We start from the raw sequence: 13,861 nt of genomic DNA, 5'->3' as shown, positions 1-13,861 counted from the left end.
AGTAACCGAGGTGGGTGAAGCCGGACATGGTGTGCACCGGCCACGGATAGCTGATGTTGAGGGACCCGGCACCCCGCGCCGCGTCGGCCTCACCCCGCCCCCGCCCGCTCCTCAACCGTCACCCGCCCCTGACGAATCACCGCCACCCGCCTCGCCCGTCCCGCCAACGCCGAGTCGTGCGTCACCATCACGAAGGTGAACGCGTGTTCCTGCCACAGGGACTCCAGCACCTCCATGATCTCGTCCCGCATCGACTCGTCGAGGTTGCCGGTGGGCTCGTCCGCCAGCAGCACCGCGGGCCGTTTGACCAGCGCGCGGGCGATCGCCACCCGCTGCTGCTGACCGCCCGACAGCTCGCTCGGCAGATGTCTCAGCCGCTCACCGAGCCCCACCGAGCCCAGAGCGTCCGCAGCCCGCTCACGCCGCTCGGCCGTCTTCAGACCGAGTGGCACCAGCGCGGTCTCCACGTTCTCCTGGGCCGTCAGCGTGGGGATCAGATTGAAGCTCTGGAAGACGAACCCGATCTTCTCCGCACGCACCCGGGTCAGCCGCGCCTCGGGCAGGCCCGCGAGATCCGTCCCGTCCAGGACCACACTGCCCTCCGACGGCCGGTCCAGCCCGCCGAGCATCTGGAGCAGCGTCGACTTTCCGCCGCCGGTCGGACCCTGGATCACCAGCCGGCCGCCGTCCTCGATGGTGAGGTCCACACCGGCCAGTGCGTGCACCGTGTCCTTGCCCCGCCGGTAGCGCTTGGTGACGCCACTGAGCTCGTACATCATCAACTCCTGTTGCACATGGATGAGAAAGGCTGCTGCGGTCGCCGGGTCACTCGACGCGGCGCAGCGCGTCGGCGGGACGCAGCCGGGACGCGCGCCAGCCGCCGAAGCCGCCGGCCACGAGCCCTCCCGCCACGGCGAGTGCGACGGCGAGACCGATCGTGGTCAGCGAGACCGGCGCGGTGAGCGCGATGTCGAGTGCACGGGACGCGGCGCCGGGACCGCCCTGCCCCGCCTGACCGGCTCCGAACGTCCGGCCACCGCCTGCCCCGCCGCCACCGCCGCCGAGCTGCGCGGTCAGCGTCGGGCTGAAGGTCGTGATCAGCCAGGCTCCCGCCAGCCCCAGCGCGATACCGAGCGCGCCGCCGAACAGCCCGTTGACCAGGGCCTCTCCGGCCACCTGACGGGTCACCCGGCCACTCCTCCACCCCAGGGCCTTCAGCGTCCCGAACTCCCGCACCCGCCGGCTCACCGCGGACGAGGTCAGCAGCCCGGCGACGAGGAACGCGGCGACGAGCACCAGGATCGACAGCCACTTGCCGACACCCGAGGCCAGGTCGGACGCGGTGGACAGGGACCCGGAGACGGTGTCGGCCAGATCCGCCGATGTCGTCACGGTCGTCCCCGAGATGTTCTTCTGGATGGTCTGCTTCACGGCGTCGATCTGCTGCGAGTCCTTCGCCTGGACGTAGACCGTGGTGACCTTGTCCTTGGCACCGGCGAGCGACTGCGCCTGGGCGAGCGGCAGATACACCTGGGCCGCGGCGTCCCCGCTGTCGGCCGTCGCGATCCCGATGACCTGGTACGGAGTCTTCGCGATGGTGAGCGTCTTGCCGACGCCGAGGCTCTTCTCCTTGGCGTACGCGCTGTCGAGCACGACGACCTCGGCGTCGGTCTCGGTCGCCTTGAACGTACGTCCGGAGGTGATCTTCGACGACGTCAGCGGGCCGAGGTCCTGCTGGGTGACGTCCGTTCCGTACGCGCTGTAGGAGTCGATGTCGAAGGCAGCGCCGCCGCCCTGCACTTTCCCGCCGCCACCGCCGGTGTCGCCTCCCGGTTTGCCCTGCCCGGGCTGCGCCGCCGCCTCCCCTCGCTTGAACTGTCCGTTGACCTTCATGACCCGCACGCTGAGGCCACCCACGGCGTCGCCCACGCCGTCCTGCTTGCCGACCTGCGCGACGGCCGACGAGGCGAGCGTCTCGAAGCCCTGGACCATCACCAGGTCCCGCGCCTGTTCGGCGGTGTCGTCGTTGTCCTGCGCGTCGAACTCGAACCGGGGGCGTCGCGTCGTCTCACCCTCCCCGGGCGGCGCGGCGGCCTTGGTGACGGTCATGTCCGTGCCCAGTCCGTACAGCGATTCCAGGACCTTGTCCTGGGCACGATTCATCCCGGACGACACCGAGTTGACCACGATGACCAGCGCGATTCCGAGGGCGAGTCCCGAAGCGACGACGAGCGCCGCTTTTCTGCGGCGGCGCAGTTCGCGCCGGAGATAGGTGAAGAACATGGCTGGAAGCTAGGCGGGTGGCGTGATGGCCGGTTAAGTGCGCGGTGAGAGAAGCATGAGAACCCCTGCGCCGCCCTCACCACCCGTTCACGGCAGCCGGCCCTCCGCGTTGAGCTGCCGCACCCGCGCTCTCAGCACCTCGGCGGGTGCCGCCGGCCGTACGTCCTCCGGCGGACAGTCCCACTCCCGCCCGCCGCCCACGGGCCGCAGCTGCACACAGGTGCCGACGCGCCCCATGACCAGCCCCACGCGCCCGTCCCGGGCATCGACCGCGAACGTGCCCGCCTGCGGCACCTGCCCGCTCACTTCTCCAGCCCCTGAAGCACCGCCGCCAGCCGCAGCGCGGTGTCCAGATTGCAACGCCCCAGCTCCACCAGGGGATACGGCGCCGAGCTCGCCAGCGACACCAGATCGACCCGCAGCGACGGCAGCGTCACCGACACCACGTCGAGACCCTGCCGCAACTGGGCCACCACCTCCTCGGCGGCTCGCAGCCGCTCCGCCGAACGCACCACCATGACCAGGCACCTCCACACTCAGTGTTCGCTTTCCTCACCCAGCGTGTCCGTCACTGGCTAGCCTGAACAGTGACAGCGGCCCAACAACGCGACCTGTCAGCCAGGGAGTTGCCTTGCCAGGACCCAAGGATCTCGATCCCTCCTCGTCCCCCCCGCGCCCTGCTCGGCGCCGAACTGCGCCACGCACGCGACCAAGCGGGCCTCACCCAGGACGAGTTGGGAAGGCCGCTGTTCGTCAGCGGCTCGTGCATCGGCCAGATGGAGGCGGGCACGCGCCGGATGCTGCCCGAGTACGCGCACCAGATAGACGAGATCCTCGGGACGAACGGGTTCTTCACCCGCAACTGCGAGGTGTCCAACAAGTCGCGTTACCCCGACCACTTCGCCGAGGCGGCGGAAGCGGAGGCGACCGCGACGACGATCAGGGAGTACGCACCCCTGCTCGTGCCGGGGCTGCTCCAGACGGAGGCGTATGCGCGGGCGGTGTTCCGGGCGTACCAACCGACGGCCACGGAGGACGTCATCGACGAGTTGATGGAGGCTCGGCTGGACAGGGCGCGACTTCTGGCCGATCCAACAAGGCCTCAGTTGTGGGCGGTTCTGGACGAGGCGGTGTTACGGAGGAAGGTGGGCGGGGCGGCTGTGATGGCGGAGGCGCTGGAGCATGTGGCGGGGCTGGCGCGGCGGCACCGGATCATCGTGCAGGTGATGCCGTTCGCGGCGGGAGCGCATGCGGCCTCCGATGGCGGCCTCAAACTCATGACCTTCCCCGACGCGCCCCCGCTCGCCTACGTATACGGTCTGGGAACCGGCCAGTTGTTGGATGATCCGAACACGGTCGCGCGCCACGAACTGTCCTACGATCTGGTCGGGGCCACCGCACTGTCGCCGGAAACTTCCTTGGCCCTGATCTCGTCAGTGGCGGAGGATTACGCGGCATGAGGATCAGCAACCCAGAGTTCGACCTGTCAGCAGCGGTCTGGCACAAGTCCAGCTACAGCGGCGGCGACGGCAGCAACTGCCTGGAGATGGCCACCTGGCGCAAGTCCACTTACAGCGACGGCAGTGGCGGCAACTGCCTCGAAGTCGCCGACAGCATGCTCGGGGTCGTTCCCGTACGCGACTCCAAGAACCACGACGACGGCCCCGAACTCGTGTTCAGGGCCGCCGCCTGGTCCGCCTTCGTCGCCGGGCTGAAGCGCGACTAGCAGGCCTTGTCGCGGGCCGGGCGTTCACCGGTGAGCAGGAAGGTGGTCACGGCGTCGTCCCCGCAGGCGTTGCCGTTGGCGACGTAGGCGCCGTGGCCGACGGTGTCGACCGTGACCATCCGGGCCCGCGCGCCGAACGCCTCGCGCATCTTCAGCGCGCCCGCGAGCGGCGTGGAGGGGTCGCGCCGGGTCTGGATCATGAGGACGTTCGAGGGGCCGCCGTCCGGGGTGATGCGGGTGGGCCGCTCGCGCGGCTTGTCCTGCCAGAACGCGCACAGCCAGATGTTCCTGGGCATGCCCGCGGTGAGGGGGTACTGCTCGCGGCTCCTGGCGACGTCGCGGGCGTAGGGGGCCGGGTCGGTGGCCGGCCACGCGTCGACGTCGTTGCAGATCGTGGCGCCCGTGACGGCGACCGAGTTCTGCATGACCGTGTCCGGGGGCGTGTTCGCGGCGGGCAGTTCGCGGCCGTCGCGGGCTGCGGCGATCAGTTTGGCCAGCGCGGGGAATCGCGTGACGGAGTAGAGGCTGTCCAGCAGGGTCTGCCGCAGGACGTTGCCGTTGAGTTCCGCCGGGTTGGCGCCGGCCCATGGGATCGGTGCGTGGTCGAGGCGGGTGGCGAGCGCGAGGAACATCGGCCGGACCTCGGCGGGCGTCGTTGCGAGTCGATCGGGGTTGGCGGGGTCCGCGGCCCAGGCGGCGAAGTCGGGGAAGGCGTCCTCGATGGCGATCTCGTAGTTGGCGAGCCAGCCGCGTGCCACCCGCTTCGGGTCGGGGTCGCCGTTGCTGTCCAGGACCCAGCGGTCGGTGCGGTGGGGGAACATCTGGGCGTAGACGGCTCCCACATACGTGCCGTAGGAGAGGCCCCAGGCGGACAGTCTGCGCTCTCCGAGTGCCTGCCGGATGCGGTCGATGTCCCTGGCCTCGTTGCGGGTGCTGATGCTGCGCATCACCTCGCCCCCGTTCGTGGCGCAGGCGTCGGCCAGGCGGCGGGCGGTCGCGGTGTTCTTGTCGATGCTGCCGTCCGCGGCGGGCCATCCCCTGACGTTCACCAGGGCGAGGTCGTCGTGGGTGAGACCGCAGCTCACCGGTGTGCTCCGGCCGACGCCTCGCGGGTCGAAGCCCACGATGTCGTAGGCGTCGCGCACCGACTGGGGCAGCTTCTTCCCCTTGCCCGAGGGGTCGTTGATGCCGGAGCCGCCGGGCCCTCCGGGGATGATGAGCAGGGTGCCGCGTCGTCTGTCGGGGTTCTCGCTGCGGATGCGGGAGACGCCGAGGGTGATCTGCGGCCCGCGGGGCTGCGCGTGGTCGAGCGGCACGGAGATGTCCGCGCACTCCTGGCGCGGGTCGAGTCCCGTGCCGGTGCATTTCTCCCAGCGGACTGCCGGGTCCGGTCGGGGAGTCGAGGCCGACGCGGGCGCCGGGAGGGCGAGGAGTGTCGTCGCCAGGACCGGAAGGGTGAGCGCCGCCGCGGTGAAGCCGGATGTCGTCGTACTGCCGAGGATTCGCATGTGATGACCCTCGCGGAACCGGCGTCCGGCTCCCACGGTGCCTCCTGGCCTGTTCCCAGGGGGGTTTGCCCCACCCGGGTCATGGGGCCCTCCGCTCCGGCCCGGCCGTACGGCCCACCGCGCCGCCCGGCGTTTTGGCGTGCCCGGGAACGCCCGAGGGCGGCACCCCCTGGGAGTAGGGGTGCCGCCCTCGGTCAGGACGGTCGATCAACCTGTCGGTCGATCAGAAGTCCATGTCACCGCCCGGCATGCCGCCCGGAGCGGCCGCGGAGGCCTTCTCCGGCTTGTCGGCGATGACGGCCTCGGTGGTCAGGAACAGCGCCGCGATGGAGGCCGCGTTCTGCAGGGCAGAGCGGGTCACCTTGGCGGGGTCGATGATGCCTTCGGCGATCATGTCGACGTACTCACCGGTCGCGGCGTTCAGGCCGTGGCCGACGGGCAGGTTGCGCACCTTCTCGACGATGACGCCACCCTCGAGACCACCGTTGACGGCGATCTGCTTGAGCGGGGCCTCCAGCGCGAGCTTCACGGCGTTGGCGCCGGTCGCCTCGTCGCCCGAGAGCTCGAGCTTCTCGAAGACCGAGGAAGCCTGGAGCAGAGCCACGCCACCACCGGCGACGATGCCCTCCTCGACGGCGGCCTTGGCGTTGCGCACCGCGTCCTCGATGCGGTGCTTGCGCTCCTTGAGCTCGACCTCGGTCGCGGCACCGGCCTTGATGACGGCCACGCCGCCGGCCAGCTTCGCGAGGCGCTCCTGGAGCTTCTCGCGGTCGTAGTCCGAGTCGCTGTTCTCGATCTCGGCACGGATCTGGTTGACGCGACCCTGGACCTGGTCGCTGTCACCGGCACCGTCGACGATCGTGGTCTCGTCCTTGGTGATGACGACCTTGCGGGCGCGGCCCAGCAGGTCCAGGCCGGCGTTCTCGAGCTTGAGGCCGACCTCCTCGGAGATGACCGTGCCGCCCGTGAGGATGGCGATGTCGTTCAGCATCGCCTTGCGGCGGTCGCCGAAGCCCGGGGCCTTGACGGCGACGGACTTGAACGTGCCACGGATCTTGTTGACGACCAGGGTGGACAGGGCCTCGCCCTCGACGTCCTCCGCGATGATCAGCAGCGGCTTGCCGGACTGCATGACCTTCTCGAGCAGCGGAAGGAGGTCCTTCACGTTGCCGATCTTGGAGTTGACGATCAGGATGTACGGGTCGTCGAGCGACGCCTCCATACGCTCCATGTCGGTGGCGAAGTACGCCGAGATGTAGCCCTTGTCGAAGCGCATACCCTCGGTGAGCTCCAGCTCCAGACCGAAGGTCTGGGACTCCTCGACGGTGATGACGCCTTCCTTGCCGACCTTGTCCATCGCCTCGGCGATGAGCTCGCCGATCTGGGTGTCGGCGGCGGAGATGGAGGCCGTCGAAGCGATCTGCTCCTTGGTCTCCACGTCCTTGGCCTGCTCCAGCAGGGCGCCGGAGACGGCCTCGACGGCACGCTCGATGCCACGCTTGAGGGCCATCGGGTTGGCGCCGGCCGCCACGTTGCGCAGGCCCTCGCGGACGAGCGCCTGGGCGAGGACGGTCGCGGTGGTCGTACCGTCACCGGCGACGTCGTCCGTCTTCTTGGCGACTTCCTTGACCAGCTCGGCGCCGATCTTCTCGTACGGGTCCTCGAGCTCGATCTCCTTGGCGATGGAAACACCATCGTTGGTGATCGTGGGGGCGCCCCACTTCTTCTCGAGGACGACGTTGCGACCCTTGGGGCCAAGGGTGACCTTGACGGCGTCGGCGAGCTGGTTCATCCCGCGCTCGAGACCGCGCCGTGCCTCCTCGTCGAACGCGATGATCTTGGCCATGTGAAGTGGTCCTCCCGGACTTGGGGGTCCCCCCGCGCCCGCAGGGCTAACGGGGGAGGATTGCTTCCGGACCGCGCAGGCGCCCGCGACGGACGGTCTGAGAGCCGTGCGGTTCCTTGCCCCGACGACCCTCGGACCTCGCCGGCCCGATCCTCAAAGTTGTCACTCTCACCTGCAGAGTGCTAACGCCAATGATTAGCACTCGACCCCGTCGAGTGCAAGCGGCTTCGAAGAAGCCCCGGCGAGGCGTGGCGGTCGGGCGACGGGCGGGAGCGCGCGGCTCCGGGAGATCCGGGACGGCACGCACGAGGGGCCCGCCTCCCTGGTGGGATGCGGGCCCCTCGTGAGTGCCGCGTGAGTGCGTCGGTGGCCGATCGCGCCGAGATCAGACGGCGAGCTTGACCATGTCCGCCTGCGGACCCTTCTGGCCCTGCGAGATCTCGAATTCGACTCGCTGACCCTCCTCCAGGGTGCGGTAGCCGTCCATCTGGATCGCGCTGTAGTGGACGAAAACATCCGCACCACCGTCGACCGCGATGAAGCCGTACCCCTTCTCCGCGTTGAACCACTTGACGGTGCCCTGAGCCATGCCTAACTCCCCTATTACTGGCCCTTGCACAGGACCGCACTTCGCGGACCCGGGTCATACCTCACCGCCGAGAATTCCCTCCGCCAGAGGTGGAAGGAGGCCCTCGGGATGTGCGCCGGAACGCGTCGACCGCGGCTGAATGTATCTGTCCAACTGCCCTCTGCAACAGGTCAATCGGACGAGAAATCTGGGCGCGCGGGAACGGACCTTTGACGCTAATTCAAGAAGATCCAGGGCAACTCGGGCCCGGCAAATGACACTTAAGAGGCATTTTGCTCGCCCACATTGGCCGCTTCTTGTCGCGCCAGGGCGCATTCTCATATGCGGCGGGCACGGGCAGCGGCGGGGACTTCCCCAACTGTACCGCGCTCAACCATGCAGAATTGCCCCCTCCGCTTCTCTCGCGGAGGGGGCAACAGCGGTGACGGTGCGTATCAGCCGCCGGCGACGGCGGGGATGATCGAAATGCCGACGCCGTCGGGCGTGGCGGTCTGCAGACCCTGCTCGAAACGGACGTCGTCGTCGTTGACGTAGACGTTCACGAAGCGGCGCAGCTTGCCCTGGTCGTCCAGGACACGGGCGGCGATACCGGTGTGGTTCTTCTCCAGGTCGGCGATGACCTCGGAGAGCGTCGCGCCCTCCGCCGGGACCTCGGCCTGGCCGCCCGTGTACGTGCGGAGGATGGTGGGGATGCGGACGTTGACGCTCATGCTGCGTGCCTTCCTTGAGTCTCGGGGGTGTCAGCCGGCCAGGCCGGCGTCGCGGAACGCGCCCAGGCTCGGGCGGATGATCGCGCTGGGGCCGGTGGTCGGGGCGACCGCGTCCAGGGTCTTGAGACCGTCACCGGTGTTGAGCACGACGGTGGTGAGCGCCGGGTCGAGCACGCCCGCCTCCAGCAGCTTCCGCGTCACACCCACGGTCACGCCACCCGCCGTCTCGGCGAAGATGCCCTCGGTGCGGGCCAGCAGCTTGATCGCGTCGACGATCTGCTCGTCGGTGACGTCCTCCACGAAACCGCCCGTGCGGCGCGCGATGTCCAGGACGTACGGGCCGTCGGCGGGGTTGCCGATCGCGAGCGACTTGGCGATGGTGTTCGGCTTCTGCGGGCGGACCACGTCGTGCCCGGCCTTGAAGGCGGTCGACACCGGCGAGCAGCCCTCGGCCTGGGCGCCGAAGATCTTGTAGGGCCTGTCCTCGACCAGACCGAGCCTGATCAGCTCCTGGAGACCCTTGTCGATCTTCGTGAGCTGCGAGCCCGAGGCGATCGGGATGACGATCTGGTCCGGCAGCTTCCAGCCGAGCTGTTCGCAGATCTCGTAGGCGAGGGTCTTGGAGCCCTCTCCGTAATACGGCCGAAGATTGACGTTGACAAAGCCCCAGCCCTCACCGAGCGGGTCGCCGATGAGTTCGGAGCAGAAGCGGTTGACGTCGTCGTAGTTGCCCTCGATACCGACCAGCTCGCCGCCGTACACCGCGGCCATGACGACCTTGCCCTGCTCCAGGTCGTGCGGGATGAACACGCAGGAGCGGAAGCCGGCGCGCGCGGCGGCGGCGCCGACCGCGCCCGCGAGGTTGCCGGTGGAGGAGCAGGAGAGCGTGGTGAAACCGAAGGCACGGGCGGCCTCGACGGCGATCGCGACGACGCGGTCCTTGAAGGAGTGCGTCGGGTTGCCGGAGTCGTCCTTGATGTGCAGACCGCCGGTCACGCCCAGCTCACGGGCGAGGTTGTCGGCCTTGACGAGCTTGGTGAAGCCGGGGTTGATGTTCGGCTTCCCGGCCACATCGGCCGGCACGGGCAGCAGCGGGGCGTACCGCCAGATGTTGTCCGGACCCGCCTCGATCCGCTTCCGCAGGCCTTCGGGGTCGCCGCTCGGAAGGTCGTAGGCGACTTCCAGCGGCCCGAAACACGAGGCACAGGCAAAGATCGGGCCGAGTTCGAAACGCTCCCCGCATTCGCGGCACGAGAGCGCCGCGGCCGGTCCCAGGTCGACGGGGGTGGTGCTGGCGACAGTCTGCACAGCCATGGTGGCGAGGCCCTTTCTCCTCATCTTCCTCGTGACGCATTTCGTCACGAGACGGACTTGGCACCTTCCCTAGCCGGGAGCCTCGCGGGTTGCTGCCACGTCTCGTGGACGGGCGCGCAACGGAGACCGGCTGGAGGGTTGCCGGGGCTTCAACGGGCCGTATCCCTCTGCCCCTCTGGATGAGCGGTATTCGATTGTCGGCGTGGGCCCCCGGCATGCGACGGCCCCGCGCGTTGTTCAAGACTGTAACCGACACCCCGGACGGTTGAGACGGTCGTCCGATCCGCGAGATGGAGATCCTGTGCTGGAAGAGGTGGAGCGCTGGCTGTCCCGGCGGTCGTGGTCGGCGGCGGACCGCCCGGTGGACCGGCTGGTCACGGCCAAGCACGGCGCCACGGTCAGCGTGGTGCTCCCCGCCCTGAACGAGGAGGCGACGGTCGGGCAGATCGTCACCGTCATCCGGCGCGAGCTGATGTCCGGCCCCCTCCCCCTCGTCGACGACCTGGTGGTGATCGACTCGGGATCCACCGACCGTACGGGGGAGGTGGCCGCCGCCGCGGGCGCGCGGGTGGTCCACCGGGACGCGATCCTGCCCCACATCCCGGCCGTCCCCGGCAAGGGCGAGGTGCTGTGGCGCTCGCTGATGGTGACGCGGGGGGACATCGTCTGCTTCGTGGACGCGGACCTCAGGGAGTTCTCGGCCGACTTCGTGTCCGGGGCCGTCGGCCCGCTGCTGACCGAGCCCGACGTGCAGTTCGTGAAGGCGATGTACGACCGGCCGCTGGGCGACGTCGCGGGTCAGGGCGGCCGGGTGACGGAGCTGGTGGCACGCCCGCTGCTCAATCTGCACTGGCCACAGCTGGCCGGGTTCGTCCAGCCGCTGGGCGGCGAGTACGCGGCCCGCCGCGCGCTGCTGGAGCGGCTGCCCTTCCCCGTCGGATACGGCGTGGAACTGGGGCTTCTCGTCGACGCGCTGCACACCGTGGGCCTGGACGCGCTGGCGCAGGTGGACGTGGGAGAACGCCGGCACCGCCATCAGGACGGACAGGCGCTCGGCAGGATGGCGGCCGCGATCTACCGCACGGCGCAACTGAGGCTCTCCCGCGGGCACTTGGTGCGGCCCTCGCTGACGCAGTTCGAGCGGGGCTCGGACGGTTTCGTCCCGCGGACGCACGCGGTGGACACCGAGGAGCGCCCGCCGATGCGCGAGATCGGTGAGTATGCGGCGCGTCGCGCGGCATAACCGACGACATCCGGACATCTTGCATGAATATCGTACTTATGGATGCACAGTCTCCGGACGCACAGCGCAGCACGGGCTCCCGACGCGGCGCGCTCAGGTTCACCACGATGCTCGGCACGCTGGCCGTCGTCATCGCCACCACGGTCGGCATGGCACCGCCGGGCACCACGATCGCCGTCGCAGGGGGCGGCGGGCACAGCACGGAACGCCTGTGGCTGCTGGGCGGCCTCGCCCTCAGCCTCACCGCGGCCGGTGTCATCGCCGTCGCCGCCACCCGCGGACGCCGTAACCAGTGACAAGCGCAGCCGGGGCGTACGCACGTTTGAGGGATTACAGGACGGGCTAGGTTCGGCACATGGTCTCCGAGCATTCCGCTGCGCAGGTCCTCGTCGCGTCGAACCGCGGCCCCATCTCGTACACCCTGAAGGACGACGGGAGCCTCGACGCCAAACGCGGCGGCGGCGGCCTGGTCTCCGGACTGTCCGCCATCGGGTCGGAGGCGGACGCCCTGTGGGTGTGCGCCGCACTCGGCGACGGCGACCGCGAGGCGGTCCGGCGCGGCGAGGGCGCGGACGGGGTCCTGATGCTCGACATCGACGAGGCCGTCCACGCCGACGCCTACAACGGCATCGCGAACTCGGTGCTGTGGTTCGTCCACCACATGCTCTACCAGACCCCTCTGGAGCCGGCCTTCGACGCCGAGTTCCGCCGCCAGTGGGGCTCGTACGAGAGCTACAACCGGGCCTTCGCCGAGGCGCTGGCCGAGCACGCGGGCGAGGGCGCCGCGGTGCTGGTGCAGGACTACCACCTGGCGCTGGTGCCCGGCATGCTCCGCGAACTCCGCCCCGACCTGCGCATCGGCCACTTCTCCCACACCCCGTGGGCGCCGGTGGACTACTTCCGGATGCTGCCCGACGACATCGCCGAACAGCTGCTGTGGGGGATGCTCGGCGCCGACCGGCTGGGGTTCCTGACCTCGCGGTGGGCGACCGCGTTCCTGTCCTGCGCCGACCGGCTGGAGCAGGCGGCCGCGCACGTCCCGAGCGGCGGTCCCCGGCGGTACGTGGAGCACGCCCGCACCGGGCCGCATTCGGCGCGGACCACCGAGGTGGCCGTGCACGGACTCGGCGCCGACGCGGACTTCCTGCGGGCCCGCTCCCACCAGGCCGACGTCGACGAACGCATGGCCACCCTGCGCGAGCAGATCGGCCCGGACCGGAAGACGATCGTGCGGGTGGACCGCACCGAACTGTCCAAGAACATCGTCCGCGGGCTGCTCGCCTATCGGCATCTGCTCGACACCCGGCCCGAATGGCGCGGGCGCGTCGTCCACGTCGCCTTCGCCTACCCCTCCCGGCAGGACCTCGCGGTGTACCGCGACTACACCGCCGAGGTCCAGCGGGTCGCCGACGAGATCAACGCCGCGTACGGCACGGACGGCTGGACCCCGGTCGTCCTCCATGTCCAGGACGACTTCGCCCGCTCGCTGGCCGCCTACCGGCTGGCCGACGTCGCGCTCGTCAACCCCATCCGGGACGGCATGAACCTCGTCGCCAAGGAGATCCCGGTGGTCTCCGACGACGGCTGCGCGCTGGTGCTCTCCCGGGAGGCGGGCGCGCACGAGGAGCTCGGCGACGACGCGGTCACGGTCAATCCGTACGACGTGACCGGCACCGCCGACGCCCTCCACGAGGCACTGACCATGCCGCACGACGAACGCGCCCGGCACACCAAGCGGCTGGCCACCGCTGCGACGGCGCTGCCGCCGCAGCGGTGGTTCCTCGACCAGCTAGAGGCGCTGCGCGAGCATGGCCAGGAACGCCACGACGGCTGACGGGCCCGGCAGCACCAGATCGGCGCGCTCCGCCAGCTCCGGCACCGCGGTGCCGGAGCACACCAGCAGACCGGGGACGCCGTCCGAGCGGAGCTTCTCCACGGCCGCGTAGGCCGGCAGATCGCCGAGGTCGTCGCCCGCGTACAGGACGGCCTCGGCATCCACCTCGCGCACGTACTCCGCCAGGGCCACGCCCTTGTCGATGCCCGGCGGGCGCAGCTCCAGGACCATGCGGCCCGGCTCCAGGACCAGACCGTGACGGGCCGCGAGCCCGGCCAGCGGATCGCGCAGCGCCTCGAAGGCGGCCTGCGGGTCCGAGGCCCGGCGGGTGTGGACCGCGACCGCCTGCCCCTTCTCCTCGATCCAGGTGCCCTTCCAGGCCCCGATGTCGTCGAGGAAGCCGGGCAGTTCCGCGCGGGCGGCGGCGACGCCCGGATGCGGGGCCGGGGTGTTCACGGTGCCGGTGACCGCGTCCCAGCGCTCGGCACCGTAATGGCCGAGGACGACGAGATGGTCCAGGCCCGGTACCCCGGCAAAGCCGCCGTAGCGGACCGCGACCCCGGCCGGGCGGCCGGTGATGACGGCGACGGACCCGACCCGCGGCGCGAGCTGAGCCAGCGCGGGCACCGCCTCAGGGTGCGCGCGGGCCTGCTCGGGATCCGGCACGATCTCGGCGAGCGTGCCGTCGAAATCGAGGGCGACGACCGCCTTGCGGGGACGGGCCAGTAGCGCGGCCAGGCCTTCACGGCCCGCCGGCGTCGACGGTGACGGCAGAGGATGCACATACGGAGAGCTGCCCATGCCACGA

The 13,861-nt window shown here is 70.1% G+C and carries 14 protein-coding genes, 1 pseudogene and 1 riboswitch; of the genes and pseudogenes, 5 read left to right on the top strand and 10 right to left on the bottom strand.

The genetic code is table 11. The features are described 5' to 3' along the window. Positions 1-89: 89 nt before the first annotated feature. The 4 genes from ABTX78_RS34305 to ABTX78_RS34290 form a co-directional block, all read right to left on the bottom strand. Entirely contained in the window at positions 90-776 is a 687-nt protein-coding gene (locus ABTX78_RS34305) for an ABC transporter ATP-binding protein (RefSeq protein ID WP_352210688.1), read from the bottom strand. Positions 777-825: 49 nt separating this feature from the next. After that, the gene (locus ABTX78_RS34300; protein ID WP_352210687.1) at positions 826-2,283 is read right to left on the bottom strand and encodes an ABC transporter permease; all 1,458 of its coding nucleotides are present in this window, start codon (positions 2,281-2,283) and stop codon (positions 826-828) included. A gap of 87 nt (positions 2,284-2,370) precedes the next feature. After that, positions 2,371-2,589 carry a hypothetical protein gene (locus ABTX78_RS34295; RefSeq protein WP_352210690.1) on the bottom strand — a complete coding sequence of 73 codons (219 nt, stop codon included), beginning with the start codon at positions 2,587-2,589 and terminating at the stop codon, positions 2,371-2,373. After that, on the bottom strand, positions 2,586-2,801 hold the full coding sequence (locus ABTX78_RS34290; protein ID WP_313945623.1) for a hypothetical protein: 216 nt from the start codon (positions 2,799-2,801) through the stop codon (positions 2,586-2,588). The genes ABTX78_RS34295 and ABTX78_RS34290 overlap by 4 nt, the downstream gene beginning before the upstream one ends. Positions 2,802-2,914: 113 nt before the next feature. On the opposite strand from ABTX78_RS34290, the pseudogene ABTX78_RS34285 reads away from it, so the two are divergent. Continuing rightward, positions 2,915-3,737, top strand: a pseudogene (locus tag ABTX78_RS34285) (helix-turn-helix domain-containing protein); the annotation flags it as partial. A gap of 2 nt (positions 3,738-3,739) precedes the next feature. After that, the gene (locus ABTX78_RS34280) at positions 3,740-4,009 is read left to right on the top strand and encodes a DUF397 domain-containing protein (protein WP_352210686.1); all 270 of its coding nucleotides are present in this window, start codon (positions 3,740-3,742) and stop codon (positions 4,007-4,009) included. On the opposite strand, the gene ABTX78_RS34275 is transcribed toward ABTX78_RS34280, so the two are convergent. The 5 genes from ABTX78_RS34275 to thrC all read right to left on the bottom strand — a co-directional run bounded on the left by ABTX78_RS34275 (position 4,006) and on the right by thrC (position 9,976). After that, positions 4,006-5,517: an alpha/beta hydrolase gene (locus ABTX78_RS34275; protein WP_352210685.1), complete on the bottom strand. Its 1,512-nt coding sequence runs from the start codon at positions 5,515-5,517 to the stop codon at positions 4,006-4,008. The two genes, ABTX78_RS34280 and ABTX78_RS34275, sit on opposite strands and share 4 nt — an antisense overlap. 223 nt (positions 5,518-5,740) lie before the next feature. Continuing rightward, positions 5,741-7,363 (bottom strand): chaperonin GroEL, encoded by a 1,623-nt coding sequence (gene groL / locus ABTX78_RS34270; RefSeq protein WP_352210684.1) that lies wholly within the window; start codon positions 7,361-7,363, stop codon positions 5,741-5,743. 385 nt (positions 7,364-7,748) lie between these two features. Continuing rightward, positions 7,749-7,952, bottom strand: a complete 204-nt coding sequence (locus tag ABTX78_RS34265; RefSeq protein WP_005315736.1) for a cold-shock protein — start codon at positions 7,950-7,952, stop codon at positions 7,749-7,751. A gap of 434 nt (positions 7,953-8,386) precedes the next feature. Continuing rightward, positions 8,387-8,662: a MoaD/ThiS family protein gene (locus ABTX78_RS34260; RefSeq protein ID WP_352210683.1), complete on the bottom strand. Its 276-nt coding sequence runs from the start codon at positions 8,660-8,662 to the stop codon at positions 8,387-8,389. Positions 8,663-8,692: 30 nt separating this feature from the next. Then, positions 8,693-9,976, bottom strand: a complete 1,284-nt coding sequence (thrC, locus tag ABTX78_RS34255) for a threonine synthase (protein WP_352210682.1) — start codon at positions 9,974-9,976, stop codon at positions 8,693-8,695. A gap of 17 nt (positions 9,977-9,993) precedes the next feature. Continuing rightward, a riboswitch (SAM riboswitch) is annotated at positions 9,994-10,162 on the bottom strand. 115 nt (positions 10,163-10,277) lie between these two features. Here thrC and ABTX78_RS34250 point away from each other — a divergent pair. The 3 genes from ABTX78_RS34250 to ABTX78_RS34240 are packed head-to-tail and all read left to right on the top strand — an operon-like array spanning position 10,278 to position 13,053. Beyond that, positions 10,278-11,219 carry a glucosyl-3-phosphoglycerate synthase gene (locus ABTX78_RS34250; RefSeq protein ID WP_352210681.1) on the top strand — a complete coding sequence of 314 codons (942 nt, stop codon included), beginning with the start codon at positions 10,278-10,280 and terminating at the stop codon, positions 11,217-11,219. 38 nt (positions 11,220-11,257) lie between these two features. After that, complete coding sequence (locus ABTX78_RS34245; RefSeq protein ID WP_352210680.1) at positions 11,258-11,515, top strand: hypothetical protein; 258 nt, start codon at positions 11,258-11,260, stop codon at positions 11,513-11,515. 59 nt (positions 11,516-11,574) lie between these two features. Next, positions 11,575-13,053 carry an alpha,alpha-trehalose-phosphate synthase (UDP-forming) gene (locus ABTX78_RS34240; RefSeq protein ID WP_352210679.1) on the top strand — a complete coding sequence of 493 codons (1,479 nt, stop codon included), beginning with the start codon at positions 11,575-11,577 and terminating at the stop codon, positions 13,051-13,053. Here ABTX78_RS34240 and otsB read toward each other — a convergent pair. Further along, complete coding sequence (otsB, locus tag ABTX78_RS34235) at positions 13,009-13,854, bottom strand: trehalose-phosphatase (protein ID WP_352210678.1); 846 nt, start codon at positions 13,852-13,854, stop codon at positions 13,009-13,011. The two genes, ABTX78_RS34240 and otsB, sit on opposite strands and share 45 nt — an antisense overlap. Positions 13,855-13,861 lie beyond the last annotated feature (7 nt).

The organism is Streptomyces sp. NPDC096193 (assembly GCF_040302905.1).
GTDB lineage: Bacteria > Actinomycetota > Actinomycetes > Streptomycetales > Streptomycetaceae > Streptomyces.
This window is presented reverse-complemented; position numbering and strand designations above follow the sequence as displayed.